This window comes from Rhodoligotrophos appendicifer (assembly GCF_007474605.1).
Classification (GTDB): Bacteria; Pseudomonadota; Alphaproteobacteria; order Rhizobiales; family Im1; genus Rhodoligotrophos; species Rhodoligotrophos appendicifer.
Map to the genome: position 1 here is coordinate 257,846 of NZ_VHKL01000003.1, position 25,427 is coordinate 283,272.

Here is a 25,427-nt window from a genome sequence, read left to right on the forward strand (position 1 = left end):
GTTCACAAGAGAAGGAGACGTGAGATGTCGGCCACGGCAATTCACCAGTCAGCCAGCAGGAAGGCGGTCCTCCACCGCATGGTGATGCCTTCCCATACCTGCCCGTATGGCATCAAGGCGAAAGACCTCTTGGAACGATCGGGCTATGAGGTCGAGGACCATCCCCTCAGAACCCGTGACGAAACGGACGCTTTCAAGGCACAGCACGGCGTCGGAACCACGCCCCAGATCTTCATCGGGGATAAGCGCGTCGGTGGTTACGATGATCTTCGCAGGTTCCTTGGTAAGGCCGTCGCTGACCCTAAGGCGACCAGCTACCGTCCGGTGGCCGTACTCTTCGGGCTGACCGCGCTGATGGCTCTCGCGGCAAGCTACGCCGTCACGGCCAACCCGTTCACGATCCTCGCGGCGGAGTGGTTCATCAGCTTCTCCATGGTGGTATTGGCGCTGCTCAAGCTCCAGAATGTTGAGAGCTTTGCCACGATGTTCTTGAACTACGATCTGCTGGCGAAGCGGTGGGTGCCCTACAGCTACATCTATCCCTACGCTGAGGGCTTCGCGGGGCTGCTGATGATCACCGGCGCCTTTATGTGGCTGTCGGTTCCAGTAGCCCTGTTCATCGGAACAGTGGGCGCTGTATCGGTGTTCAAGGCCGTCTACATCGATCGGCGGGAGCTGAAGTGCGCCTGCGTCGGCGGTTCGAGCAATGTGCCCCTCGGCTTCGTCTCGCTGACTGAAAACCTGATGATGATCGCCATGGCGATCTGGATGGCGCTCGCGGCCTTCGGCCTTGCCCCCAGCGGCGCTCACCCGATGTAGGCTTTGCTTCCGACATAACGCGAAGGCCGCTCATCGACAATCGCCCCGCAGCGGTTGTTCGTCAGAGCCACTTCATCATCTGAAGAATCGCATCGGCTGCGTGTTTAGGTGTAACCGCGCCAGTGTCGACACGCACCGCAGGCTGCGGACCGTGCCGACCGACAGCGGCTGCAGTTCAGTGGACATCCAGTCCGTGCTTTGCAAGCATGCTGAACGCGTCGGATCGACATCGAGGCGACTTGATCACCGTAACATCAAGACGGGGACCTTGCAGCGGCGCACCATCGCCTCGGTGGTCGAGCCGATGACGAGGCTGCGGATGCGCGAATGGCCATAGGCTCCCATCACGAGCAGGCCGACGCCTTGGGTCTCGACATGGTCGCCGATGACCTCGTCCGGATTGCCGGACTGAAGCAGCCCCTCGACTTCGAATCCGGCCTCGCCGAGACGACGGACCGGTGAATCGAGCCGGGTGCGGTTTTCAGCTGTGTCGGCACCGACGAAAAGCACCGTTGCCTTCATCCCGTTCAGCAGGCCGCCCGAAGCGACGAAACCCACAGCCCGATTGGCGCTTGTGCCGCCGTCGAAGGCGATCAGGAAACGGTTGAACGGCACGTATTTGCGGGCTGCCACCAGAACAGGCCTGGTAGCGGACCGCACCACGCGTTCCAGGTTAGAGCCGAGATGAAGTTTGGCGAAATCCGCCGCCTCTCCACGTTTGCCGATCACGACCATCGCCGCATCCGTCTCAAGATCGGCCAGTGCTTCGATGAGATCGCCATGGCGCAATCGAGTCTGGGCCTGCACGCCTTCAGCGGCAACGATCGATTTCGCCGTGTCCAACAGCGCACGGCCCTTGGCCTGCGCCAGCTTCGCGTGCTGCGCGTCGAGCCGGGCATATTCGTCCAGCAGCGCCGTCCGCTGGTCGACCTCCAGGCTGCCGCTCAGGTCGAACGAGCCGGACATGCGGCGGCCGAGCACATGTGCGATTTCTATCGACACTGTCAGTTGCGCCGCAGCCCATGCCGAAAGGCGGCAGACGCTCTCGGCGTAGATCGAGCCGTCGATGAAGGCGAGTATCTTCGACATTGTTATTCCTGCCTCAGTGGCTTGTCAGCGTGTCGAGCGCAGCCGGCTTGTCGTGGATGGCAAGCTTGTCGACCAGCGTGGCGCTGGCCTCGTTCAGGCCGATGACCTCGACTTCGGCACCCTCGCGGCGGAACTTGAGGATGACGGTGTCGAGTGCTCCGACACCGGTCAAATCCCAGATGTGGGAGCGGCTGACGTCGATCCGAACCTTCTCCACCGCCTCCTTGAAGTCGAAAGCCTTCAGGAAGCTGTCCGCCGAGGCGAAGAAGACCTGGCCTTCCACCACATAGGACCGCTCGCGTCCGTCCTCGGAGACCGTCGAGGTGACGCGAAAGATCTGCGCGACCTTGGAGGCGAAGAACAGGCCCGATAGCAGAACGCCAAGAAGCACACCGATGGCGAGGTTGTGCGTGAAGACGACTGCGACGACGGTCGCCAGCATCACGACGGAGGATCGGCGCGGGTGGTCGCGAAGGTTGCGGATCGACGACCACGAGAAGGTACCGATCGACACCATGATCATGATGGCGACGAGAGCCGCCATCGGGATGATGGAGACGAGATCGCCGAGACCGACGCAGAGGATGAGCAGGAAGACGCCGGCCGCGAAGCAGGAGAGCCGTCCGCGCCCACCGGACTTCACGTTGATCACCGACTGGCCGATCATCGCGCAGCCCGCCATGCCGCCGAGGAAACCGGTGACGATGTTGGCAGCGCCCTGGCCGACGCATTCGCGGTTCTTGTCGCTGCTCGTGTCGGTGAGTTCATCGACGATCGAAGCCGTCATCAGCGATTCGAGCAGACCGACAACGGCGACCGCCGCCGAATAGGGCAGGACGATCATGAACGTCTCGAAGGTCAGCGGCACGTCCGGCAGCAGGAAGACGGGCAGGGTCGCGGGCAGCTCTCCCATATCGCCGACGGTACGGATATCCATTCCGAACCCGATGGCGATCGCCGTCAGCACGACGATGCAGACAAGTGGCGACGGGATCGTCTTGATCAGGCGTGGGAAGAGGTAGATGATGGCGAGACCCCCCGCGACCATAACGTAGGTCAGCCACGGCACGCCGACGAGTTCGGGGATCTGTGCCATGAAGATCAAGATCGCCAGCGCGTTGACGAAGCCGGTGATCACCGAGCGCGAGACAAAGCGCATCAGGTCGCCGAGCCGGAAAAGACCCGCAAGGATCTGGAGGAGGCCTGCAAGAATCGTGGCGACCAGCAGGTATTGCAACCCATGGTCCTTCACGAGCGTGATCATCAGCACCGCGGTGGCCGCTGTCGCCGCGGAAATCATGCCGGGGCGGCCGCCAGTGAAGGCGATGATGACGGCAATGGAGAACGAGGCGTAGAGGCCGACTTTGGGATCGACGCCAGCGATGATCGAAAAGGCGATCGCTTCGGGAATGAGGGCCAGCGCCACGACGAGGCCCGCGAGGAGGTCGCCGCGGATGTTGCCGAACCACTCGTCGCGGTAGGCGGAAAGAGAATTCATGAATGTCCAGGGGATAACGGAACCGCCGCGGCCGGTCGGCCATGGATGAAAGGCTTGGAAGGCGGTTCAGTTGTCCGGCGGGTCGGCGGCCGGAAGAGCCACCCGGAATTTCACCGGGTCCATGCGGTTGCTACCAATTAGCCTCACAGCATGCTGCAGTGCAACACGTTTCTGCTCGTGGAAAGGGACGTGTGTTCGACACGGCACAGGACCTTTTCCGATTCCAAGTTCAGGCTCCTCCCGGCCCTGGGTGCCGTGACGCACGAAGCGTGATCCAAATTTCACTCTTCCGTCAGAAAATATAACCTCCTGAACAGTAACTGTGCAGGCGGCTTTCCATGCGGACACAACCTGTGAGACCTGTTGACCTCCGGCCCAACATCGCCACTGCCTTGGAAAGGTCATCCTACACCTCGCCAGGAATCTTCGATCTTGAGATGGAGCGGATTTTCCGGAAGCAATGGCTGTTTGCCGGGCATGTTTCCCAGGTCCGCGAGCCAGGACATTTCATTGTCGAACAGGTCTGCGGAGAGAGCGTCGTCATTGTACGCGAGACGGAGAACCAGATCGGCGCCTTTCTCAATGTGTGTCGTCACCGAGGACATCCTCTTGTCCAGGAGACCAGCGGGACGATTGCCAACTTTACCTGCCCCTATCACCATTGGTCCTACACGCTTGGTGGAAGCCTTCGGCGGGCGCCGGGAATGGCCGATGGGACGGTGTTCGACTACTCGGATTTCTCGCTGCAGCGCGTGCAGACAGAAATCTGGAACGGCTTCATATTCATCTGGCTTGGGATCGAGGACGCGCCAGCGCTGGCGGCCCTGCTCAGGTCTGGAGACGGTGATTTCAAGCGGGTGTCACCGGAACGCGTGAAGGAGGTCTTCCGCGAAAGCTATGACATACAGGCCAACTGGAAGGTTCTGCTGGAGAATTACCTCGAATGTTACCACTGCGCCGGCTCCCACCCGGAGCTGTGTGTCAGTATGGATGTGACGGCGACATATGCCAGCACGGGCTCGGATTGGACGGGCGCTTATTTTTCCGGCGGGCTGCAGCTGCGGCCCGGGATGATGACAGCCTCTCTGGATGGGCGACTGGTATCGAAGCCGCTCGGAGAGTTCGCCTCCATAGACGCGAGAGATCTTCCCGCAGAATTTAGTGCAGGAATCGGAATAGTTCCCGCGCTGACCCGGTTGATGTTCCATATCGATCATGGCGTCGCCCACAGCATGCGTCCGATCGACGTCGAACACGTGCGCTGGGAGACCCGATGGTATGTCAGCGAGGACGCGGTCGAAGACAGGGATTATCGTCTGGCCGACGTGACGGATGTCTGGAAGCGCACAAATGCTGAGGACATCAGCCTCTGCGAAGGAGCCTATTCCGGCGTGAAGTCCGCGCGCTTCGTTCCAGGTCCGCTGCATCCACAGAGGGAGGCTGCGATTATCTCGGCTTTGGCTGAGTACAACACGCTGATGAACAGCCAGGCGTGAGGTGTCCGCTCTTGGCTAAAAAAGAAGGAAGCGGACGTAGAAAAGCTCGATGTCCCACGGACTGAGGAAACCCGTCAGGCGTCAGCGCCCGCTTGTCAAATGAGCGCCCTGATTGGTCGTCTGAGTAGCGCTAGTGTTGTGCAGTGTGGAACGTGAGAGCGTACCCATTGGGATCGCTGGCCACAAAAAACCTGCCGAAGGGACCATCATTGACCGGGCTCGATATCGTCCCGCCTCGCCCGATGATCTGATCGCGATAAGCGTCGGCATCGTCGCAGGCAATCCACAGAACCATGCCCGTTCCGAGCGGACCGCTTTCGGGCAATGGCCGCAGCGGTTCGCGCAACGCCAGCGCGATCGGCTTGGTCGTGAAGACGACGGCACCGGGCGGATTACGGTCCTGTGCCGCGAAGCCGAATACATCCTTGTAGAACGCGACAGACGCCGCGAGATCGCGAACCTGCAAGGCGATAAAGGATGGCCCGATTAGCATTGTCATTTCCCGTGCTCAAATATAATATAAGGTCCCTTATATTTATATCAGGCACCTGATATGTCAATGCGCAAAATGACCCCGTCAAGTGGCGAGGCCTGGATCGGTTACACTCTGAAAATCACTCAGCATCGGCTTCGCCAGCGGCTGGAAGCGGAACTGGCGGGAACCGGCGTTTCCGCGGCACAAAATGCAGTGTTGCTTGCCATCGGTGACAACCCGCAGATATCGAACGCTGCCCTAGCGCGCGCGGCATTTGTGACAGCGCAGTCCATGCAGGGCATGCTCGTCACCCTTGAGCGAGAAGGGTTCATCCTACGCACGCCACATCCCGAGCATGGCCGGATCATTATGACTGAGCTGACAGAAAAGGGAAAAGCAGCCGCTGAGGCCGGCGCGATGGCGGCGGAGACAGTCGAGCGACAGATGCTGGCCAAGCTGACCGACAAAGAGGCCAGACTTCTGGGCGAGCTTCTTCAACGCTGCGCGCATTCACTTGAGGCGACAGAAAAATGACCTTCTGAATGGGTGTCGCATCGGCCCAACACGCCCGCGCCGGACGCGATGGCGGCTTCGCCCAACTCGACCCACATGGGGAGACGCAGCGTGGAAAGAGACTATAGGCGATTGAAGACCGATTGGGAGAACGGAAGTCGCGACCGTGATGATGCGCTGCATCTGCTCTTTCTGGCTTGGATGCATTGGGCCGATCCATCGTTCGTGACTGGCATGCAAGACGACCCAGAGGCGGACAAACTCTGGCGCGCTATCTATGCTCACTTTGGTGGCGAAGACGCGGAAGATGCTGAGTTCCTCCACGTGGCGGGTCTTATGGCGGTCATCTTCCCCTGGGGCCTTGGCGATGAGAGTGAGTGGAGCTCACGTGCAAAGCGGATGAAGGCGCGTTCGCTCCACCTCAAGCCGGATGGTTTCTCGCCAGAATTCTTCGAAGGCCGCAGGGACTACGGCGACTATTTTGCGCATCAGGCACGGGTTCAGGTCGGGTGAGGAGGGAACGTCCGCCATAAGTTTGATGCCGACGGGCAACTTTCCTATTGCGCTTGGCCCCTGAGTCAAATGCAACATTCGTCAGCACAATCTAGCCGCCATTGCCGCAGCGTGAACAACCCTTGGAGGCGATCTTTCTCGGCGGCCGCGCTGCTCGTCGATGCCAAGCATTTGCCGAGCCAGTTACGCGCTCGATCACCCCATTTGCCAGCAAAGTTGTCAAACCCCCTTCCCTAAAACTGTCAAACCGGGGCCTTTTCGGCCCAGGGCCGAAAATTTCGACGAATGATTTCAAGGGGATGGGTGGTAGCGGAGGAGGGACTTGAACCCCCGACACGCGGATTATGATTCCGCTGCTCTAACCAGCTGAGCTACTCCGCCACTGATGCGTCGAACCGAACGGTGCGCTCGCGGATATAAGGGAGCCGTGGACGCGAAGTCAAGGCGAGAGCGCCCCCGATGCCACATTGCCGCCGAGGCGTGCTCCCTCGGGTTATGCGGGGCCGAATCCGTGTCCGTCACGAGCCCGTCGGCGTGTCGTCCCGCCCCTTCCTGCCTGAGGCCTGACGAGGGACCCCAAGCCCCGCTCGGGCCGGCCGATCACGATGTCAGAGCCGCAAAGGGCCGGAGACAGGGCACCCGCCCTGTCGAGCATTGGCGCGAAGCAGTGAACCGAATCTGCAGCCCTTGCGTATCAGCCACGACGCCTCTGTCCGAGACAGGGCGTCCCGAGCCGAATTCTCGCCCCGGGTCCCGCTTCACGAAAGAGCTCCAGCCGCAATGCCTTCCCTTTTCGACCCCCTTCGCATCGGTGCGATCGACGCCTCGAGCCGCATCTTCATGGCACCCCTGACCCGCGCCCGCGCCACGCGCGAGCATGTGCCGACCCCGTTGATGGTCGACTATTACCGGCAGCGCGCCTCTGCCGGCCTGATCATTTCGGAGGCGACCGGCATCAGCCGTCAGGGCCTCGGCTGGCCCTATGCCCCCGGCATCTGGACGGCTGAGCAGGTGGAGGCCTGGATCCCGATCACCAGCGCCGTGCACGACGCCGGCGGCCGCATCATCTGCCAGCTCTGGCACATGGGCCGCGTGGTGCATCCAAGCCTGCTCGGCGGCGAGGCGCCCGTCTCCGCCTCCGCCACCACCGCTCCCGGCCTCGCCCATACCTATGAGGGCAAGCAGCCCTATGCGGAAGCCCGGGCCCTGCGCCTCAACGAGATCCCCGGGATCCTGGAGGATTATGCCCATGCCGCGCGCAATGCTCTGGCCGCTGGTTTCGACGGCGTTCAGATCCACGCCGCCAATGGCTATCTGATCGATCAGTTTCTCCGCGACAACAGCAATTTCCGCACCGATGCCTATGGCGGCTCGCCCGAGAACCGCATGCGCCTGCTGCGTGAGGTCACGGCTGCGGTGACCCAGGCCGTGGGCGCCGATCGGGTCGCCATCCGACTGTCGCCCAATGGCGATCGCCAGGGGGTCAATGACAGCGATCCAGAAAGCTTGTTTCCGGCGGTGGCCCGGATGCTCGACGGCTTCGGCCTGGCCTTCCTGGAGTTGCGCGAGCCGCGCGAGGGCAGCACCTTCGCGACGCCGGACGTGCCACCCATTGCACCGGCCATCCGTGCGGTCTATTCGGGGGCGCTCGTGCTCAATTCCGATTATGTCGGACACGATGCGCAGGCAGCCCTAGATGCCGGCCTGGCGGATGCCATTTCCTTCGGCCGCACCTTCCTCGCCAATCCCGACCTGCCCAAGCGTCTGGCGGGTGATCTGCCTTTGAACACCGCTAATGTGGCGACCTTCTACACCCAGGGCCCCGAGGGCTATGTGGACTATCCCCTCGCGTCCTGAGCCCTCCGTCCGGGACCCCGCGGGATTTTCTGCGGGTCCTGGACGCAGAGCCGTTTAACGCACCCGAAGACGCGCGGCACCGGCGCCGGCCTCCCCCCGGCTTGGGCACGGGGCAACCCCTCCCACTATCTCAGGCGCTGGGGCGACTTTCGAGCGCCAGACTTGCTTGGGTCAGTCGCAGCGCCGCAGGGCCCACTGCTTCTTCTGCCCGCACATGATGATCTCGAAGTCCCCGCTCCGCACCGCCTCGTGCACCGCCTGCGCCACGCCGTGATGGACATGGTTGGGATCGGGATGCCAGTCATCGCCGAGCACGATGCCGCGGCTGCGGATTTTCCGGGCGAGCAACGCGAGCTCGCGGGAGGTCTCCTCATAGGCGTGGGAGGAATCGAGATAGACCCAGTCCAGGCTTTCATCGGTGAGGCTCGCGAGCCAGTCCTGCGAATGGCCGATGGCGATATCCCGTCCGGGAAGATCGACCCGGTCGATCCGCCGCCGCGCAGCGTCATAGGCGGCGCGTGTAGTCAATCGGCCATGGGCCGTATAGGCGCCCCAATCGGGGTAATGGTCACCGAACGCCTTCCACCAGGGATCGACGAAGGTGATTTTTGCGATCTTCGGCAGTCGCGCCAGCTGCACCGAGAAGAGCCCGGAGAAGACGCCCAGTTCCGCTCCCACCGAACCAGGCGGAATATACTTGAAAAGGAAGCGTCGCTCCCGGGCACGGTGATGAACCTTAAGTTCCAGATTGAAAAGAACCGGATCGCGGGGCCAGCATCTTGCGCTCATAATGTCGATAATCATTGATCAGCTGTCTCTGTTAAGTAAATATGGACAGATCCTCAAATAAATTGAGCCCGAAAAAACTTCATTATTCTAATATACTATGTTTTGAGACTGCCCCAAGCCTCATTTGGGCGGCCTTGAAGCCGGAGCATCACGGCATCGCCATGAACAGCCGTTGACTGTCGGCGGGTGCCTGCTCCCGATTGTCGTCCATTCCGTAATCCCGCAACACATGAGCGACTTTGAGGCGATATCCGGCAAAGATTCCGTCCCGCCCTGCCGCTTGTGTGGCCCTGTGCATGGGGTGATTGCGCCACCGCATCACGCTGTCCTCGTCGCGGAAGAGGGAGAGCGACAGCAGCTTGCCGGGCGTGGTCAGGCTTTGGAAGCGCTCCACCGAAATGAATCCGTCCACCTTGGCCAGTTCCTCTCTGAGCCTTGCGGCATGGGCGAGATAGTCGTCCTGCCGCCCCTCTGCCGGTATTACTTCGAAGATCACTGCGATCATGATTGCATCCATTCTCCAGGGTTTGGTTCATGGGTGCATGCTCGGCCGCCGCAATCAAGTCCGTCGGACTTCTTTCTCCGACACGAGTTCGGCCAGGGGCAGTCGCGGAATGCCCCTGGCCGAGGAGATCAGGTCAGCTTGTTTTTCACCAATCCGGCGAGAGCCGTCAGAAGTGCCCCGCCGGCCCCCCCGCCGATGAGGTTTGTGGCGACCGAGGCCAGGTCAACGCCCCCGCTGTCCACGCCGGCGCTGCCGGTGAGGACGGCTTGGAGGATTTGGCCGAGGACGCCGCCGCCCACCAGTCCGGCGAGGGCGTTGCCGATCGGGCCGAGGGACAGGCCCTTCAGCGCTGTTCCCAGGCTGGTGCCGCCGATGAGGCCGGCCACGAGTTGAATGATTAAAGGCAGATAGGCTTCCATGGTCTTCCCCTTCATGAGCAAGGGCCATCGCTCGTGAGGACGATGCGCCCGACAGACGCGAAGCACCGCAACACGAAGCAATTCTGACCGAATGGAAACACGACCGGGACAGCGGCACGCCGCATACAAGCGAGCGCCCACGTTCACACTGGCGCCAACGCTACGGCGTTGCCACCGATTGAGGACAGGATACCGACTCTATGGCGTCGTCACCCCGAGAGCCAAACCGATTCGCTGCTCAGGCGACGCTTTCGTCCACCACCTCGGCGACGGGCCCGTTCTTTTTGAAGGACTCGATTGCGTTCTGTGCCGAGGCCTTGCTGGTGTAACCCTCTGTAGAGAACATCGTTTCCGCATTATACTTGAAATTTACACGAAACTCGCCAGCCTTGTCTTTGGTGATGACAAATTTATAAGCCATTTGACGAATTCCTCTTCTCGAAGATCAGCGTCTCTCAAGGTTGACGGAAACCCTCTTTTTGTCAATCGGCCACGTTTGCGCTGACGCAGGCAATGCCGTCAAAGGGGTGGCGGCCTACACGTTCATCCCATGAGGAACGCAGCCTGCGACCAACCCGGCCCCGCCACCTCGTTGTGCACGGTGGCGAGCACGGCCGCCTCGATGCTGCTCAACTCCTCCCCGGCCTCAGCCCGGGTCATTACGCTGCTGACGGTACTGTCTCCGCCCTGGGCGGGCACGAGATAGGTGATCCGGATATCCTGCTGCAGTTGCATGTCCTCCAGCACCAGATTGGTGAGGACGACGACGGGGCCCGGATCGATCAGCGCCGAAAGGTTGGCGGCGGCGCGGGTGCCGACCGATTGCCCGTCTCCCAATCCGGTGAGGGAATGGAAAACCTCGTGCAGCACGAGGGCTTGCCGCGCCGGCACATGGTGGTCGTAACCGGGGCCATACTTGAGGGTACCGTCATCGAGATTGAAGACGGTCCGGTTCTCCTGGAAATAATGGAGGTTTCTCTTTCCCTCGATGTCGATGACTGAGATCGGCATGTCGTCCCGCGCCGCAAAGCCGTTGACCGCCGCGCGGAAGGTGGGAGAACTCCCATAGGCTTCGCGAATTGTGTCGAGGATGAACGTCACATCCTCGTGCTCGTCGGTCGCAGCCGCCCAGCGCTCCTCCGGCGCAAATCCGCTGCCCACGAAATGCAGGCTGTCGAGATATCTTTGCAGTGCCGCGGGCTTGGGCGATGATGTCGCCGCCCCCAGCACCGCCTCGATGGCGCGCAGATCCTCGCACCGCGCGAGATAGTCAGCGAAACTTTGGTCGACGATGCAGAAACCTGAGGGCGGCTGGACCATCGGCTGTCCCCGAGCAAAGGTCCGCCGGGGCGCCCCTGCGGGAGCCGCCCGGTCGAACCGGTAGACGAGGCAGATTGCTACCTCAGGTTGTTGTCAAAATTGAGATTGCGCGTCACGCCTCAATAGGCGGCGTCGAAATATTCGTCCGCGGTCATGGCGTAGATGTACAGATCCGTCCGCAGGCCATTGCCCACATATTGATCCTGCGCAAAACGTTCGCGGCGCATGCCGATCTTTTCCATGATGCGGACGGAAGCTTCGTTCTCCGCAAAGGCCTTGGCCCACATCCGTGAGCATCCCAGCCGTTCGAAGCCGATGGCAACGAGGGCACGGCCGATTTCCGTGGCGAAACCCCGCCCCCAGAGATCGGGATGCAGTCCCCAGCCGATTTCGGCCGATTGCGGCCGGTTCAGCTGAATGAAACCGTCGCCGATCACATGGCCTGTCGCCTTGAGTTCCGCGGCGAGGTGGTAGAGTGTACGGTTCGGGCTCATTTGCCGCCGCAGCGAACGGGCGACGAAGCCTTGCACATCGGCGGCTGATCCGTAGCGCACGGCCACATGGCGCTGGAAGTCCTTGCGCAGCATGTAGGCCGAGAAGGCGCGGGCATCCCGCGCCCGGATTTCCCGGAGCATCAGCGCCTGTGTTTCGAGCCGAGTAATCTGCAGCGCAGCACGCATTCGAGGCCCTCCTCAAGGCGGCCGGACCGGTCCGTCATCCTCCGATCCGACACCATGAAGCATAGTACCCACCAAGAGTGCGGAGTGTCGAGGGCGGATCTAAAAACCCACGGGGACGTCATCAAACCGTTGCCAGCTCGTCACGCCTATCCCCCAACCTGCAATAGAAAAATCGCGAGTCTCCAGAGTCACTTGCGCGTGCATTTTGAGGACCGGGTTCAGCCGCGCGGCACGAGCGTCTCGAGCTAATTGGCATGGGTGGCTTTTTGCGCAGAATGTCTCTTGACCTATGTTTTGCCGACAATGTTCGTCTGCCGACTGACTTCCCAGCAAAGATGAAATCACTCACGCCTCACCCGATCAACCATGAAAGTCGCGAAAAAATTGACATTTCCCCTGGAATAACTATGTATCTGGCGAGCGTTGACTCGGAACTGCCCTTCGCCCCTCTTTGGCCACTTGGCGTCGAGCCGACTATCAGCAACATCTCAGGACTGAATTGCTGCCGCACATGAGCTTTGATGATCTTGGACTGAGCCCCCGGGTTTTGGACGCCGTAAAGGCTGCTGGCTACACCGAGCCGACTCCCATTCAAGCCCAGGCGATCCCGCCGGCTTTGGAGCAGCGCGATGTTCTGGGGCTGGCGCAGACCGGATCCGGCAAGACGGCAGCCTTTACTCTGCCGATGCTGACCCTGCTTGAACGGGGACGCGCCAGAGCTCGAATGCCCCGTGCCCTGATCCTGGAACCCACCCGGGAACTGGCCGCTCAGGTCTATGAGGCTTTCGAGACCTTCGGCAAGAACCACAAGATGACGATTGCCCTGCTGATCGGAGGCGTGTCCTTCAACGAGCAGGACAAGAAGATCGATCGCGGCGCCGATGTGGTCATCGCCACGCCCGGCCGCCTCATGGATCACTATAAGAACGGCAAGCTGATGCTGAATGGCGTCCAGCTGTTCGTGGTCGATGAAGCCGATCGCATGCTCGACATGGGCTTCATTCCCGACATCGAGGAGATCTGCAAGATGCTCCCGATGACCCGGCAGACCCTGTTCTTCTCCGCGACGATGCCGCCGGAGATTCAGCGCCTGACATCGACCTTCCTGCAGAATCCTTTCCGCGTCGAGGCATCACCCCCCTCGTCCACGGCGGCCTCGATCGTCCAGCGCCTGGTCCAGGTCCCCTCCGAGGCGGCCTCCAAGCGTGATGCCCTGCGCAATCTCCTGCGCGACCAGTCGGAGACGATTAATAATGCGATCGTTTTCTCCAATCGCAAGGAGACCGTGAAGATCCTCGAGAAATCCATGAAGAAGCACGGGTTCAATGCCGCGGCTCTTCACGGTGACATGGATCAGCACAGCCGTCTCCAGACGCTGGAGAAGTTTCGCGGCGGCGAGATCTCCTTCCTGATTGCCTCCGACGTCGCCGCTCGCGGTCTCGACATTCCCGCGGTCAGCCATGTCTTCAATTTTGATGTGCCGATCCATGCGGAGGACTACGTTCACCGGATCGGCCGCACCGGCCGCGCTGGTCGCGAAGGCTTCGCCTTCATGTTGGTCACCCGCAACGAGACCAAGCAGTTGAACGCCATAGAGAAACTCATCCAGAAGCAGATCGAGTGGGCCGGCCCGTCTCTTGCCGAGCCTTTGCCGGAACTGGATCGCGGCGATCGCCCCGAAACGGGTCGGCGACGCGGCGCCAAGGGTGAAGAGCGCGGTCGTCGTGAACCTCGTGCGCGCGCGGCTCCTCGCGGCCGGGTGGATCGCGGCGATCAGGACATGGTGGTCGAACTGGCCGCTGCAGCTCCCGTTGAAGCAGCCCCGATCAGCCCCGAACAACCGAAAGTCGATGTCCGTCCCGAGGTTCGGGAGGAACGTCCGCGTCGCAATGATGATCGCCGCCGGGGCCGCGACCAACAGCACGAAATCGGCGCCATTGAAGGCGCCCTGAGCTTCAAGAGCCAGGAAATTCCTGCGTTTCTTCTCCGCTCCGTTCGCTGATCGGCATCCTTGATGGCCGGGGCCTCACATAGGTGACGGTTCCGGCACCGCTTTGCGGGGCGCAGCCCTGCGCATGCGCAGCAGCTCCACCCGCTCCTTCACATAGGCTTCCATGAGCCCCGGCGCCGACGCTCCGAACATCCGAATTCGTCCGGTATGGAGGAGCAGCAACAGCCCCGTGGCATGGGCGAAGATTTCCACCATGATCAGCCTGGCTTCGCGGGCGCTCGCCCCTAAAGCCTCAGCCGCCGCGGCCACCGGCTGCAGCGCCGCCTGCAATGCGGCATTCAGCTTTTCGTCATGCGCGCTTCCCAGCCCGGCGGGTTTCATGCCGCCGCGGAAGAGATAGAAGCCCAGATCGAGGTCCCGTGGCTTGGCGGCATAATGGTTGAAGAACGCCATCGCCGCCCGCTTGAGCCGATCCTCCGGCAGGCATAGCCCGACGATGCTCTGGTCGACCGCATCCCCCAGCGCCGCCAGTGAGCTCCGCAGCACCTCCGCATACAGCGCCTCTTTGGAATCGAAGTGAAAATAGAGAGCCGCAGGCGTGTAGCCGGCTTGTGCTGCGATCGCCCTGAGGCTCGCGCCTTCGAGGCCTTCGGCTTCGAAGACGGCACGCGCAGCCTTCATGATATGGGCGCGCTTTTGTCCGCTCACCAAGGCCTTCCGCTCGTCGCGCTTCGTCTCCATGGGGCATCCACTCACTTGATCGGCACTATTGAACAGCGTTAAATTTATGAAACAAGATGCGTGGAGTAAACCTATGCTCATGACCGCCGCCGATTATCGCGATAGTCTGAGAAGCTACAAGCCTCGTGTCTTTCTCGACGGCCAGGCCGTCTCCAGCGTGGCCGACGAACCGCGGCTTCTTCCGGGCATCGCCGCCATCGGCATCACCTATGATTACGCGCACCGCCCCGAGCATTCGGCCTTGATGACGGCCCGCCAATCCACTAGCGGCAAGACCGTCAACCGCATGCTGCACATTGATGAGACCTCCGCCGACCTTCTCCACAAGCTTGAGGCGGTCCGGCTGGTTTGCCGGACGTCGGGTTGCGCTCAGCGCTATCTCGCCCATGATGCCTTGAATGGTCTGCTCCAGGCGACCCACGCTTTGGACGCAACCCACGGCACCGATTATGGTCAGCGCTTCCTCGCCTATCTCCACGACGTCCAGGATCGCGACCTGACCCTGGGCATCGCCATGACCGACGCCAAGGGCGACCGCTCTCGGCGCGCGGGCCAGCAAGCCAACCTCGACGCCTACGTCCACATTAAGGAGCACCGCCGCGACGGCATCGTCATCAGCGGCACCAAGGCGATCGTCACCGGTGCGGCCTACATGCATGAATTTCTGGTGATGCCGTGCCGCACCCATGTCCCCGAAGATGCAGCCTTCGCCGTGTGTTGCGCCGTGCCGGTGGACGCGCCGGGCATCACCATCGTCACCCGCCCTGCCGGTCGCCCGGGCGAGGCCGCGGCAAAGTTCTCCGCCCGTTATGGTCAGGCGACGGGTGTGGTTGTTTTCGAAGACGTGTTCGTGCCGCATGAGAGGGTCTTCCTGGCGGGTGAGACCGTGGAGGGCGGCCTCCTGACAACGTCCTACGCCACCCATCACCGCCACTCCTGTATCGCCGCGCGCGCCGGTTTCGGAGATCTGCTGATCGGTGCCGGGGCGCTCATGATCGAGGCCAACGGGCTTGATCCCGACCGTCACGGCCACATCCGCGAGGCCATGGTCGAGCTCATCACCATCACCGAGGGTTTCTATGCCTGCGGCGTGGCTGCCTCCGTCTATTGCCGCAAGGATCCCGCAGGCTCGGTGATGCCCGATCCCGTATTTTCCAACATTGGCAAGCTGCTACTGGCGACGAAGATCTACGATATGCATCGGCTGGCCCATTACGTCTCCGGCGGGCTCATCGTGGCGCTCCCCGGGCCCGACGAGGATCACAATCCGGAGACCGAGGCCTCCCTTTCGGCCGTACTGGGCGGTCGCCCCGACATTCCCGCAGCCCATCGCCTGGAGGTCTCCCGGCTGCTGGAAGACCTTACAGTATCGCATCAGGCGGGCTGGTATTCCGTGATCTCGCTTCACGGCGGCGGCTCACCCGAAGCGATGAAGCGCGAGATCTGGCGTAATTATCCCATGGGTGAGAAAGTCGCCTTGGTGGAGGATCTTCTGGATCGCGGCATCCTCGATGAGGGCCGCCGCATCTCCAAGCAGCCCGGCCGCTGCTGCGCCACCGGCTGTGCGACGCCCGAGCCGATCACACCCGCCGCTGAGGCGGCCGAATAGCCATCTATTCGCTTGCGAGAGGGCCCCGCAACTGAACGTCGGACAAGGTCACTGTCCGATCAGCTCCACCGAAAGCGCTGTCCTCGGTCATTCCGTCGAAAGGAGGCACCGCTGCCGCTGGTCTTCAGGCTTCCATCTCCGCTGGCGCCAGATTGACGCTTTCCCCACAGCCGCAGGCCGATTTCTGGTTGGGGTTCTTGAAGGTGAAGCCGGAGGACAGCAGAGAGGTCTGATAATCCATCTCCGTCCCCAGCAGGAAGAGGATGGCGGCCGGGTCGATGAAGATCTTGGCGCCCTTGTCCTCGACGACCTCGTCGCCGGGTTTGAGCTCGGTGGCTTCTTCCAGCGTATATTCCATGCCGGCGCAGCCGCCCTTCTTGATCCCCACCCTGAGCCCGAGGATCGGGTTTTCGGCGCGCGCCGCCAGCATGCGCAGGCGGTTGGCCGCAGCATCGGTCAGTGTCATGGCCTTGGGACGGGCCCTCAGACGGGACGGCGCAGTGCTCATCGCTCGACTCTCGTTTGCTAACTTCAATCTCTAATATAGCATTGCGGCGGCGCCATACCATGAGGTCTTTCACATCGTGAACCAGCGCCTCACCGCTGCGGCCTGTTTCTCACCAGTAATTCAACGCCGCCCGGGCCTCGTCCGACATCCGGCTTTGGTCCCAGGGGGGATCGAACACCAGGTTCACATTCGTGCCCTGGACGCCGCCCACCGTGTTCACGGCATCTTCGACCCAGCCGGGCATGTCACCCGCGACCGGGCAACCGGGCGCGGTGAGCGTCATGTCCACCGTCACCATGCGCTCGTCATCGATGTCGACCTTGTAGATCAGGCCGAGCTCATAGATGTCGACTGGGATCTCGGGATCGAACACCGTCTTCAAGGCGGTGACGATATCGTCTGTCATCCGCGCCAGTTCCTCCGCGGGGATGACGCTGGCCGTCTCGGCGTCGACTGTGCTGTGCTCATTCATGAAAGGATCCTCAGCTGAACATCCTGGCGGCCGCCTTCAACGCCTCCGCCAGACGGTCCACTTCCTCGAAAGTATTGTACATGCCGAACGACGCCCGGCATGTCGACGTCACCCCGAACCGCGCGAGAAGCGGCTGTGCGCAATGGGTGCCGGCCCTGACCGCCACTCCATAGCGGTCGATCACGGTGGCCACGTCATGGGCATGCGCACCCTCCATTTCGAAGGACAGGATGGCCCCCTTGTGCTGGGCCGTGCCGAAAATCCGCAGCGAGTTGATCTCGCCCAGTTTTTCCGTGGCATAGGCGAGCAGCTGCGCCTCGTGCGCGACGATCGCCTCGCGTCCCACCTCCCGCATATAATCGAGAGCCGCACCCAGACCGATCGCCTGGACGATTGCCGGCGTGCCGGCCTCGAAGCGATGCGGCGGCGGGGCGTAGGTGACCCCCTCCTGGCTCACATCCTGGATCATCTCTCCTCCGCCCTGATAGGGCGGCATCGATGCCAGGATGTCGGCCTTGCCGTAGAGCACGCCGATCCCCGTGGGCCCATAGGTCTTGTGCCCCGTGAACACGTAGAAGTCGCAATCCAGCGCCTGGACGTCCACCACTTGATGCACGGCGCTCTGGCTGCCATCCACCAGCACCGGAATGCCGCGGGCATGCGCCAGCCGGATGATCTCCTGCATCGGGGTGATCGTCCCCAAAGCGTTGGACATGTGCGTGATGGCGACCATCTTGACCTTGGGCCCGAGCAGCCGCTCATATTCTTCCAGGATCAGGGCGCCGCTATCGTCCACCGGCACCCATTGGATCACGGCGCCGCGGCGTTCGCGGTGGAAGTTCCATGGCACGATGTTGGAATGGTGCTCCAACAGCGACAGTACGATCTCGTCGCCCTCCCCGATCACCATGCCGCCGAAGGACTGCGCGACGAGGTTGATCGCTTCCGTGGCATTGCGGGTGAAGATGATCTCGTCCACCGATGGCGCATTCAGGAAGCTGCGCACGCTTTCGCGCGCATCCTCGTAGTTCTGCGTCGCGGCATTGGAGAGGAAATGCAGGCCCCGATGCACATTGGCATATTCGCATTCATAGGCATGCCGCATGGCGTCGATCACCACCCGCGGCTTCTGCGCCGATGCGGCATTATCGAGATAGGTCAGCGGTTTGCCATAGACCTCGCGGCCCAGGATCGGAAAATCCGCCCGGATCGCCGCCACGTCGTAGGAACTCTCTTTCGCCTTCAACAGCATCATCGTCTCCAAGTCCCTCTGCCGTCAGAGGGCGGCGCTAAGGCCCCGATCCAATCTCCGCCCCACATCCTGAGGAGGCAGTCTCGACGGAACCATCCTCATCCTGAGGAGCAGCCGTCAGGCTGCGTCTCGAAGGATTAGCCGCGCCGTTCCAGCCAGCCCTCCGCAAGTCCCGTCAGCCGCTCACGGATGTCGTCGTTCTCGATCCCGTCAAAGGCCTCCTGCACGAAGGCCGCGATCAGCAGCGATTTCGCCTGTGCTTCCGGGATGCCTCGCGCCATGAGATAGAACATCAGCGTCTCGTCGATCTGCCCGGCCGTGGCGCCATGGCCGCAGACGACGTCGTCGGCGAAGATCTCGAGCTCCGGCTTGGCGTCGAACTCCGCCGTCTCCGACAGGAGCAGCCCATGGCTCTGCTGCTTGGCGTCTGACTTCTGGGCATATTGCTCGACGATCAGCTTGCCCTGGAACACACCATGCGACTGGTCGTCCAGCACCACCTTGAACAATTCCCGGCTCACGCAGTTCGGTACCGCGTGGTTCACCACCAGTGTCGTATCGCAATGCTGCTTATTCGCCAGCATGTAGGAACCGGCGACGCTTGCATCCCCGCCTTCGCCGCGGAATTTCACGAACACTTGGTTCCGCGACAATCTCGCCCCCAGTGACGCTGTGAACTCCCGCAGCACGGCGCCCTCGCCGAGTTCCACATTCAGATTGGAGAGATGCACGGCCTCGGCACCCTCCTCCTGCACTTTCACCCGCGTAAGCCGAGCATCTGCGCCGATCCGGGCCTCCGTCACCGCATTGGCGACATAGTCTCCCGGACCGCCGACATGGGTCTCGATCACGGTGAGCGCTGCACCTTCCTCGAGCACGATGACGTTGCGCAGGAGGTTCATGTGCGGCGAGCCATCCGTCACCACGGAGATGACGTCCACCGGCGTCTCGACCGTGAGCCCTGCGGCCACATGCAGGACAGCGCCGTCGCTCAGAAAGGCGCTGTTGAGCGCCGCGATGGGATCTGCATCCGGCCCATAGAGCCGGCCCAGCGTCTCCGTCAGCCAGGCCGGGGCTTCGGCGGGGAGTTCGGCAAGGTTCATCAGCGTCAGTCCCGCGACCGACGGCAGCTCCGAGCGCTGCGCATCGAAGCGGCCATCCACGAAGACCAGCCGTGCCGCTGCCATGCCGGTGAACGGCGACAGCGCCATCAGCGCCTCCACCACTCCGGCTCCAGGCTCGGGCGAAGCGGGAGCGGGCACATAGGCACCGCCGAGATGGCGGCGGAGATCCGTCCACTTCCATTCCTCGATCCGCCGATGCGGCAATCCGGTGGCAGCGAAGCGCGAATAGCCCTCGTCGCGACGCCGCGCCAGCCAGTCCGGCGCGGGATGTTGCGCCTTGAAGGCGGGGAACGCATCGATGAGGGCCGCCTCGGCCCGGGTTCTCTGTACGGCGACGTTCATGATGTCTCCCTCAGGCCGCCGTGGCCTGATATTCTGCATAACCGCTGCGCTCGAGCTCGAGGGCCAACTCCTTGCCGCCGGAGCGCACGATCCGCCCCGCCGACAGCACGTGGACTTTGTCGGGCACGATATAGTCCAGGAGCCGCTGGTAATGGGTGATCACCAGCATGGACCGGTTCGGTCCGCGCAGCTTGTTGACGCCCTCGGCGACGAGCTTCATCGCATCGATGTCGAGGCCCGAATCCGTCTCGTCGAGCACGCAGAGATGCGGCTCCAGCACGGCCATCTGCAGGATTTCGGCACGTTTCTTTTCGCCGCCGGAAAAGCCCACATTGACCGGCCGCTTCAGCATCTCGGGCGAGACGTTGAGTGCACTGGCCTTCTCCCGCACCAGCCGCATGAAGTCCGGCATCGGGAGCTCTTTCTCGCCGCGCAGCTTGCGCTGGGCGTTCAGCGCCGTCTTCAGCAGCTGCATCATGGCGACGCCGGGGATCTCGATCGGGTATTGGAACGCCAGGAAGATGCCGGCCGCGGCGCGCTCATAGGGTTCCATCTCCAGGAGGTCCTGGCCCATGAAGCTGATCGAGCCCTCCGTCACCTCATAGTCCGGCTTGCCCGCCAGCACGTAGGAGAGCGTCGACTTGCCCGACCCGTTCGGCCCCATGATCGCATGCACCTCGCCGGGATCGATCGTCAGATCGATGCCCTTCAGGATCTCGCGATCATCGATGGTCACATGCAGGTTCTTGATCTCAAGCATTTCTCATGTCTCGCATTCGTTAGTCTTCTCCCCGCAGGGAGAAGTTGGACCATTCGGCGGTCCGGAAAAGGGGAGCGGCAAGCTCCGAAACTCAATTGTCACCGCCATCCCGGCCTCGAACCGGGATCCGGGGCCGCAAACGAACGCGACCCTTGTCCAGGACGCCAGGGCCGCGGCCCATCATCCCACGCTGCCTTCCAGACTGATCCCGATGAGCTTCTGCGTCTCCGCCATGAATTCCATCGGCAATTGCTGCAGCACGTCGCGCACGAAGCCGTTGACGATGAGCGCCACCGCCTCCTCTTGCGACAGCCCGCGCTGCATGACGTAGAACATCTGGTCATCCGAGATTTTCGACGTCGTCGCCTCGTGCTCGAACTGGGCCGACGAGTTCTTGGCTTCGATATAGGGCACCGTATGCGCCCCGCACTGATCACCGATCAGCAGCGAGTCGCATTGGGTGAAATTTCGGGCGCCGGAGGCCTTCTGATGTGCCGTTACCAGGCCGCGATAAGTGTTTTGCGACCGGCCGGCGGCGATTCCCTTGGAGATGATCCGGCTCGAGGTGTTCTTCCCCAGATGGATCATCTTGGTGCCCGAATCCACCTGCTGGCGGCCATTCGAGATGGCGATGGAATAGAACTCGCCGCGCGAATTGTCGCCGCGCAGGATGCAGCTCGGATACTTCCAGGTGATCGCCGAGCCGGTTTCGACCTGGGTCCACGAGATCTTGGAATTCGCACCCCGGCAATCACCGCGCTTGGTGACGAAATTGAACACGCCGCCTTTGCCTTCGGCATCGCCCGGGTACCAGTTCTGCACGGTCGAATACTTGATCTCGGCATCGTCCAGCGCCACCAGCTCGACCACGGCCGCATGCAGCTGGTTCTCGTCGCGCATCGGCGCCGTGCAGCCCTCCAGATAGGAGACGTAGGAGCCCTTGTCCGCGATGATCAGCGTGCGTTCGAACTGGCCGGTATTCTTCTCGTTGATGCGGAAATAGGTGGACAGCTCCATCGGGCAGCGCACGCCCGGCGGGATATAGACGAAGGAGCCGTCGGAAAAGACCGCCGCATTGAGCGAGGCGAAGAAGTTATCCGACGAATTCACCACCGTGCCGAGATATTTCCTGACCAGTTCGGGATGTTCGCGCAAGGCTTCCGAGATCGCACAGAAGATCACGCCCGACTTCGCCAATTCCGCCTTGAACGTCGTCACCACGGAGACCGAATCGAACACGGCGTCCACGGCCACGCGCCGGTTTTCGACGCCCGCCAGCAGCTCCTGCTCCTTGAGCGGAATTCCGAGCTTTGCATAGGTCGCCAGCAGTTCCGGATCGACGTCCTCTAGGCTTTTCGGCCCGTCGCCCTGTTTCTTTGGCGCGGCGTAATAATAGAGATCCTGATAGTCGATCTTCGGATAATCGACCCGCGCCCAGTCCGGCTCTTCCATGGTGAGCCAGCGCCGATAGGCATCCAGGCGCCATTCCAGCATCCAGTCCGGTTCACCCTTCTTGGCCGAGATGAAACGGACGATGTCCTCGCTCAGCCCTTTGGGGGCTTTGTCCATCTCGATTTCGGTCGTGAATCCATATTTGTACTTGTCGACGTCGATCGACCGGACTCTTTCGATGGTTTCGAGATCAGCCATTGTTCTTCCTCATCCAAACTTCATCCGCGCCTGCCCTATCAAGCCGCGCGCCGAGCACTCCGTTCGATTACCGTCTTCAGCGCGGCCAGCGCCCGCTCAATATCAACCTCTCGGGTCGACCATCCGAGGCTCACCCGGATCGCACCCGCAGCCAGATCCTGCGCCACGCCCATGGCCTGCAGCACATGGCTGCGTCCGACCTTTCCCGACGAGCACGCCGAGCCTGAGCTCACCGCCACCCCGTCGAGATCGAGTGCGATCACCAGCAACTGGGCGGTGAGGCCCGGAACCGCAAAGCAGCTCGTATTCGCGAGCCGTTCGAGCCCCGCCCCGAAGATCACCGCATCCGGCGCCAAGTCGACCAGTCCGGCCTCGAACCTGTCGCGCAGAACCGTGAGCCGCGCGGCCTCGTCTCGTACCCTGGCCGCATCCGCGGCCGCACCGAAGCCGGCAATGCCGCAGATATTCTCCGTGCCCGCGCGTCGTTTCTTTTCCTGCCCGCCGCCCTCGATGAGTGGCGTGAGCGTCAGCCCGTCTCGCGCCACCAGCGCTCCAACGCCCTGGGCTGCGCCGAGCTTGTGTCCGCTCAGCGACATCATGTCGACCCCGAGGATCGGCCAGGCAATCGGCGTCTTGCCGGCGCCCTGGACGGCGTCCGTATGGACGAGCGCCTGGTGCTGCCGCGCGAGTTCGACCACCTGCGCCAGGGGTTGCACGATGCCCGTCTCGTTGTTTGCCATCATCACCGAGACGAGGCAGCGTCGCTTGTCGCGCGCCAGCACCCGGTCCAGTCGATCGAGATCGAGCACGCCCTCGGCGGTGACCGGAGCCACATGGACCTCGGCGCCCGCGGCCCGCGCCGTTTCGATGACGCTGGGATGTTCGATGGCCGAGATCACCAGCCGCTCCACGCCGGCCCCCTTCAGGGCCAGCGCATTGGCTTCCGTGCCACCGCTGGTGAAGGTCACCATGTCGGCGCTGGCACCGACCAGGGCTGCGACCTGCGCCCTCGCCGTCTCGACGACACTGCGCGCCAGCTGACCCTCGCGATGGACGGAGGAGGCATTGCCGCCTGCGTCTAGCGCTGCAATCATCGCCGCCCGCGCTTCCGGACGCAGGGGAGATGTCGCATTATGGTCGAGATAGCTACGCATTGCCGTCATGTCTTCATCTAATGCGTGAGTTCGAGCGCCGGCGACTTCACCACCGGAACCGTGCGTCCAAGCACGCGCTTGTTGATCACGTCGGCGAGGCTGACCGAGGCCAGGAACACATGGATGTGCCGCCCCAGCTCCTCCCACAGATCGTGGGTCTGGCAGCGCGAGCCGCCGACGCAGCCGATGGGCGAGCCGCTCTCGCACCGTGTCACCTTCAGCGGCTCGTCCACCGCGATGATGATGTCGGCGACGCGGATATCGTCCGCCGTCCGTGCCAGTCGATATCCTCCACCGGGCCCGCGGGCGCTGTCGACCAGGCCGCCGCGCCGCAATTTCACGAACAGCTGCTCGAGATAGGCCTGGGAAATTCCCTGCCGATCGGCGATCTCTGCAAGGGTCACGGCGGCGCCATGGGAATGGGTCGCGATATCGGCCATTGCCATTACCCCGTAGCGCCCGCGTGTACTGAGCTTCATGCTCTGGTCCTCTGCTGAGTCCGCCGCGGTTCCGAGAAAGCTGGAGCCATGTGCGAATGACTTGAAATTGCCGGCCCGGCCTGTGATATGAACGCAGGCGGCGGGCTCCGACGCACCCTTGAATTATTCTAAGGTGCATATAGAAAACCTGACCGCGCAAGTCAACTAATGCCCGACGTCTTTCCATATGCTGAAAGTGTCGATCATTCTCGAAACGTTCAAAACACAGGACTGAAAGTGCGATGCCGGAAGTGATTTTCAATGGACCGGCCGGTCGCATCGAGGGCCGTTATCACCATAATAAGGGCCCCAACGCGCCGGTTGCGATCATCTTGCACCCGCATCCCACCTTCGGCGGCACGATGAACCATCCCATCGTCCACGCGCTCTACTATGCCTTTGTGAAGCGCGATTTCTCGGTCCTGCGCTTCAATTTCCGCGGCGTGGCGCGCAGTCAGGGTGTCTTCGACAATGGCGCCGGGGAATTGTCCGATGCAGCCTCCGCTCTCGATTGGGCTCAGGTGATCAACCGCGATGCCCGCACCTGCTGGATCGCGGGCTTCGATTTTGGCTCCTGGATAGCCATGCAGCTCCTCATGCGCCGGCCGGAGATCGAGGGTTTCATCTCGGTGGCGCCCATGGCCAACCACTACGATTTTTCGTTCCTCGCCCCCTGCCCAGCCTCGGGCATCTTCATCAATGGCGACAAGGATTCGGTCACCTCGCCTGAGCATGTGAATACGCTGGTGAGCAAGCTGAAGACCCAGAAGGGCATCCAGATCGAGCACCGTCCGATCGTTGGCGCGAACCATTTCTTCGAGAACAAGCTCGATGAGCTGATGGAGGTGGTCGAGGACTATATCGACCGTCGCCTGGCCCAATCCGAAGCCGCCTGACGGTACGGAGCCATTCCGGAGGGGTCGGCAAGCAGTGTTTGGCGGCCGAGCAACGCCGCCTCACTCCCCCAGCAGCCTCTCCAGGCGCGCCTGCTCCTCCACAGAGAGCGGCGCCTCCGGTTCTTTTCCGCGCATCCGCCGCCGCTGCATCGCCACCAGGCTCACCCCGGCCAGCAACAGCACGAAGGGCGTCAGCCACAGGGCCCAGGTCGCGGGTTCAAAGCGGGGCCGCAGCAGCACGAATTCGCCATAGCGCGAGACCACGTAGTCGATGATCGTCTCGTCGCTGTCCCCCGCCGTCAGCCGCTCCCGGATCATCAATCGCAGGTCGCGGGCCAGCGGTGCATCCGAATCGTCGATCGACTGGTTCTGGCACACGAGGCAGCGCAGCTCCGCCGACAGCGTCCGTGCCCGCGCCTCGAGCGCGGCATCCGGCAGCACCTCGTCCGGCTGCACCGCCAAGGTCGGCACGGTCATTGCCAAGGCCAGGAGGCTCGCCAGGATCAGTCGCCGCAT

At 62.3% G+C, this 25,427-nt stretch carries 27 protein-coding genes, 1 tRNA gene and 1 other annotated feature; of the genes, 8 read left to right on the forward strand and 20 right to left on the reverse strand.

Going from position 1 to position 25,427, the window contains the following annotated elements:
- Positions 1-24: 24 nt before the first annotated feature.
- Positions 25-819 carry a MauE/DoxX family redox-associated membrane protein gene (locus FKM97_RS08170; protein ID WP_144291919.1) on the forward strand — a complete coding sequence of 265 codons (795 nt, stop codon included), beginning with the start codon at positions 25-27 and terminating at the stop codon, positions 817-819.
- Between the two features lie 243 nt (positions 820-1,062).
- Here the strand turns inward: FKM97_RS08170 and FKM97_RS08175 are convergent, their stop codons facing one another.
- Together FKM97_RS08175 and FKM97_RS08180 are read right to left on the reverse strand one after the other, a co-directional pair.
- Positions 1,063-1,908, reverse strand: coding sequence for a universal stress protein (locus FKM97_RS08175; protein WP_144291920.1), 846 nt, complete (start codon positions 1,906-1,908; stop codon positions 1,063-1,065).
- A gap of 13 nt (positions 1,909-1,921) precedes the next feature.
- Entirely contained in the window at positions 1,922-3,406 is a 1,485-nt protein-coding gene (locus FKM97_RS08180; protein ID WP_144291921.1) for a SulP family inorganic anion transporter, read from the reverse strand.
- A gap of 68 nt (positions 3,407-3,474) precedes the next feature.
- Positions 3,475-3,530: a sequence feature (sul1 is cis-regulatory element that is thought to sense ions involved in sulfur or methionine metabolism; They are found in Alphaproteobacteria), on the reverse strand.
- 214 nt (positions 3,531-3,744) lie between these two features.
- Between FKM97_RS08180 and FKM97_RS08190 the strand changes: the two genes are divergently transcribed.
- A complete protein-coding gene (locus FKM97_RS08190) occupies positions 3,745-4,902 on the forward strand; it encodes an aromatic ring-hydroxylating oxygenase subunit alpha (protein WP_144291923.1) in 1,158 nt (385 codons plus the stop codon).
- Positions 4,903-5,032: 130 nt separating this feature from the next.
- Here the strand turns inward: FKM97_RS08190 and FKM97_RS08195 are convergent, their stop codons facing one another.
- Positions 5,033-5,401 (reverse strand): VOC family protein, encoded by a 369-nt coding sequence (locus tag FKM97_RS08195; RefSeq protein ID WP_144291924.1) that lies wholly within the window; start codon positions 5,399-5,401, stop codon positions 5,033-5,035.
- 60 nt (positions 5,402-5,461) lie between these two features.
- Here FKM97_RS08195 and FKM97_RS08200 point away from each other — a divergent pair, with 60 nt between their 5' ends.
- Together FKM97_RS08200 and FKM97_RS08205 are read left to right on the forward strand one after the other, a co-directional pair.
- Positions 5,462-5,911 (forward strand): MarR family winged helix-turn-helix transcriptional regulator, encoded by a 450-nt coding sequence (locus FKM97_RS08200; protein WP_205014818.1) that lies wholly within the window; start codon positions 5,462-5,464, stop codon positions 5,909-5,911.
- A gap of 111 nt (positions 5,912-6,022) precedes the next feature.
- Entirely contained in the window at positions 6,023-6,403 is a 381-nt protein-coding gene (locus FKM97_RS08205; protein ID WP_144291926.1) for a hypothetical protein, read from the forward strand.
- A 304-nt stretch (positions 6,404-6,707) separates the two neighbouring features.
- Here the strand turns inward: FKM97_RS08205 and FKM97_RS08210 are convergent.
- Positions 6,708-6,784, reverse strand: a tRNA-Met gene (locus FKM97_RS08210).
- A gap of 399 nt (positions 6,785-7,183) precedes the next feature.
- Here FKM97_RS08210 and FKM97_RS08215 point away from each other — a divergent pair.
- Positions 7,184-8,260 (forward strand): alkene reductase, encoded by a 1,077-nt coding sequence (locus tag FKM97_RS08215; protein WP_144291927.1) that lies wholly within the window; start codon positions 7,184-7,186, stop codon positions 8,258-8,260.
- Between the two features lie 171 nt (positions 8,261-8,431).
- On the opposite strand, the gene FKM97_RS08220 is transcribed toward FKM97_RS08215, so the two are convergent.
- From FKM97_RS08220 to FKM97_RS08245, 6 genes are all read right to left on the reverse strand, one after another.
- Positions 8,432-9,049, reverse strand: a complete 618-nt coding sequence (locus FKM97_RS08220; RefSeq protein WP_144292162.1) for a class I SAM-dependent methyltransferase — start codon at positions 9,047-9,049, stop codon at positions 8,432-8,434.
- A gap of 148 nt (positions 9,050-9,197) precedes the next feature.
- Positions 9,198-9,554 (reverse strand): antibiotic biosynthesis monooxygenase family protein, encoded by a 357-nt coding sequence (locus tag FKM97_RS08225; RefSeq protein WP_144291928.1) that lies wholly within the window; start codon positions 9,552-9,554, stop codon positions 9,198-9,200.
- 128 nt (positions 9,555-9,682) lie between these two features.
- Positions 9,683-9,988, reverse strand: coding sequence for a hypothetical protein (locus FKM97_RS08230; RefSeq protein WP_246104990.1), 306 nt, complete (start codon positions 9,986-9,988; stop codon positions 9,683-9,685).
- Positions 9,989-10,211: 223 nt separating this feature from the next.
- Positions 10,212-10,394: a YegP family protein gene (locus FKM97_RS08235; protein ID WP_144291929.1), complete on the reverse strand. Its 183-nt coding sequence runs from the start codon at positions 10,392-10,394 to the stop codon at positions 10,212-10,214.
- 122 nt (positions 10,395-10,516) lie between these two features.
- Positions 10,517-11,293, reverse strand: coding sequence for a hypothetical protein (locus FKM97_RS08240; protein ID WP_144291930.1), 777 nt, complete (start codon positions 11,291-11,293; stop codon positions 10,517-10,519).
- A 119-nt stretch (positions 11,294-11,412) separates the two neighbouring features.
- Entirely contained in the window at positions 11,413-11,973 is a 561-nt protein-coding gene (locus FKM97_RS08245; protein ID WP_144291931.1) for a GNAT family N-acetyltransferase, read from the reverse strand.
- Positions 11,974-12,484: 511 nt separating this feature from the next.
- Between FKM97_RS08245 and FKM97_RS08250 the strand changes: the two genes are divergently transcribed.
- Complete coding sequence (locus tag FKM97_RS08250) at positions 12,485-13,975, forward strand: DEAD/DEAH box helicase (RefSeq protein ID WP_144291932.1); 1,491 nt, start codon at positions 12,485-12,487, stop codon at positions 13,973-13,975.
- 24 nt (positions 13,976-13,999) lie between these two features.
- On the opposite strand, the gene FKM97_RS08255 is transcribed toward FKM97_RS08250, so the two are convergent.
- A complete protein-coding gene (locus FKM97_RS08255; protein WP_144291933.1) occupies positions 14,000-14,665 on the reverse strand; it encodes a TetR/AcrR family transcriptional regulator in 666 nt (221 codons plus the stop codon).
- 73 nt (positions 14,666-14,738) lie between these two features.
- On the opposite strand from FKM97_RS08255, the gene FKM97_RS08260 reads away from it, so the two are divergent.
- Positions 14,739-16,274: a 4-hydroxyphenylacetate 3-hydroxylase family protein gene (locus FKM97_RS08260; protein ID WP_144291934.1), complete on the forward strand. Its 1,536-nt coding sequence runs from the start codon at positions 14,739-14,741 to the stop codon at positions 16,272-16,274.
- 124 nt (positions 16,275-16,398) lie between these two features.
- Here FKM97_RS08260 and FKM97_RS08265 read toward each other — a convergent pair whose 3' ends face one another.
- From FKM97_RS08265 to FKM97_RS08300, 8 genes are all read right to left on the reverse strand, one after another.
- Positions 16,399-16,782, reverse strand: coding sequence for a HesB/IscA family protein (locus FKM97_RS08265; RefSeq protein WP_144291935.1), 384 nt, complete (start codon positions 16,780-16,782; stop codon positions 16,399-16,401).
- A gap of 109 nt (positions 16,783-16,891) precedes the next feature.
- A complete protein-coding gene (locus FKM97_RS08270) occupies positions 16,892-17,254 on the reverse strand; it encodes an SUF system Fe-S cluster assembly protein (protein ID WP_144291936.1) in 363 nt (120 codons plus the stop codon).
- A 10-nt stretch (positions 17,255-17,264) separates the two neighbouring features.
- Positions 17,265-18,506, reverse strand: coding sequence for a cysteine desulfurase (locus FKM97_RS08275; RefSeq protein WP_144292164.1), 1,242 nt, complete (start codon positions 18,504-18,506; stop codon positions 17,265-17,267).
- Positions 18,507-18,643: 137 nt separating this feature from the next.
- Positions 18,644-19,972: a Fe-S cluster assembly protein SufD gene (gene sufD, locus FKM97_RS08280; protein WP_170240817.1), complete on the reverse strand. Its 1,329-nt coding sequence runs from the start codon at positions 19,970-19,972 to the stop codon at positions 18,644-18,646.
- A gap of 10 nt (positions 19,973-19,982) precedes the next feature.
- Positions 19,983-20,732 carry a Fe-S cluster assembly ATPase SufC gene (gene sufC / locus FKM97_RS08285; protein ID WP_144291938.1) on the reverse strand — a complete coding sequence of 250 codons (750 nt, stop codon included), beginning with the start codon at positions 20,730-20,732 and terminating at the stop codon, positions 19,983-19,985.
- 180 nt (positions 20,733-20,912) lie between these two features.
- Positions 20,913-22,382, reverse strand: a complete 1,470-nt coding sequence (sufB, locus tag FKM97_RS08290) for a Fe-S cluster assembly protein SufB (protein ID WP_144291939.1) — start codon at positions 22,380-22,382, stop codon at positions 20,913-20,915.
- A gap of 38 nt (positions 22,383-22,420) precedes the next feature.
- The gene (locus FKM97_RS08295) at positions 22,421-23,545 is read right to left on the reverse strand and encodes a cysteine desulfurase family protein (RefSeq protein ID WP_144291940.1); all 1,125 of its coding nucleotides are present in this window, start codon (positions 23,543-23,545) and stop codon (positions 22,421-22,423) included.
- 8 nt (positions 23,546-23,553) lie between these two features.
- On the reverse strand, positions 23,554-24,015 hold the full coding sequence (locus FKM97_RS08300; RefSeq protein WP_144291941.1) for an Rrf2 family transcriptional regulator: 462 nt from the start codon (positions 24,013-24,015) through the stop codon (positions 23,554-23,556).
- Positions 24,016-24,257: 242 nt separating this feature from the next.
- Between FKM97_RS08300 and FKM97_RS08305 the strand changes: the two genes are divergently transcribed.
- The gene (locus FKM97_RS08305) at positions 24,258-24,911 is read left to right on the forward strand and encodes an alpha/beta hydrolase (RefSeq protein ID WP_144291942.1); all 654 of its coding nucleotides are present in this window, start codon (positions 24,258-24,260) and stop codon (positions 24,909-24,911) included.
- A gap of 60 nt (positions 24,912-24,971) precedes the next feature.
- On the opposite strand, the gene FKM97_RS08310 is transcribed toward FKM97_RS08305, so the two are convergent.
- Positions 24,972-25,427, reverse strand: coding sequence for a cytochrome c-type biogenesis protein (locus FKM97_RS08310; protein ID WP_144292165.1), 456 nt, complete (start codon positions 25,425-25,427; stop codon positions 24,972-24,974).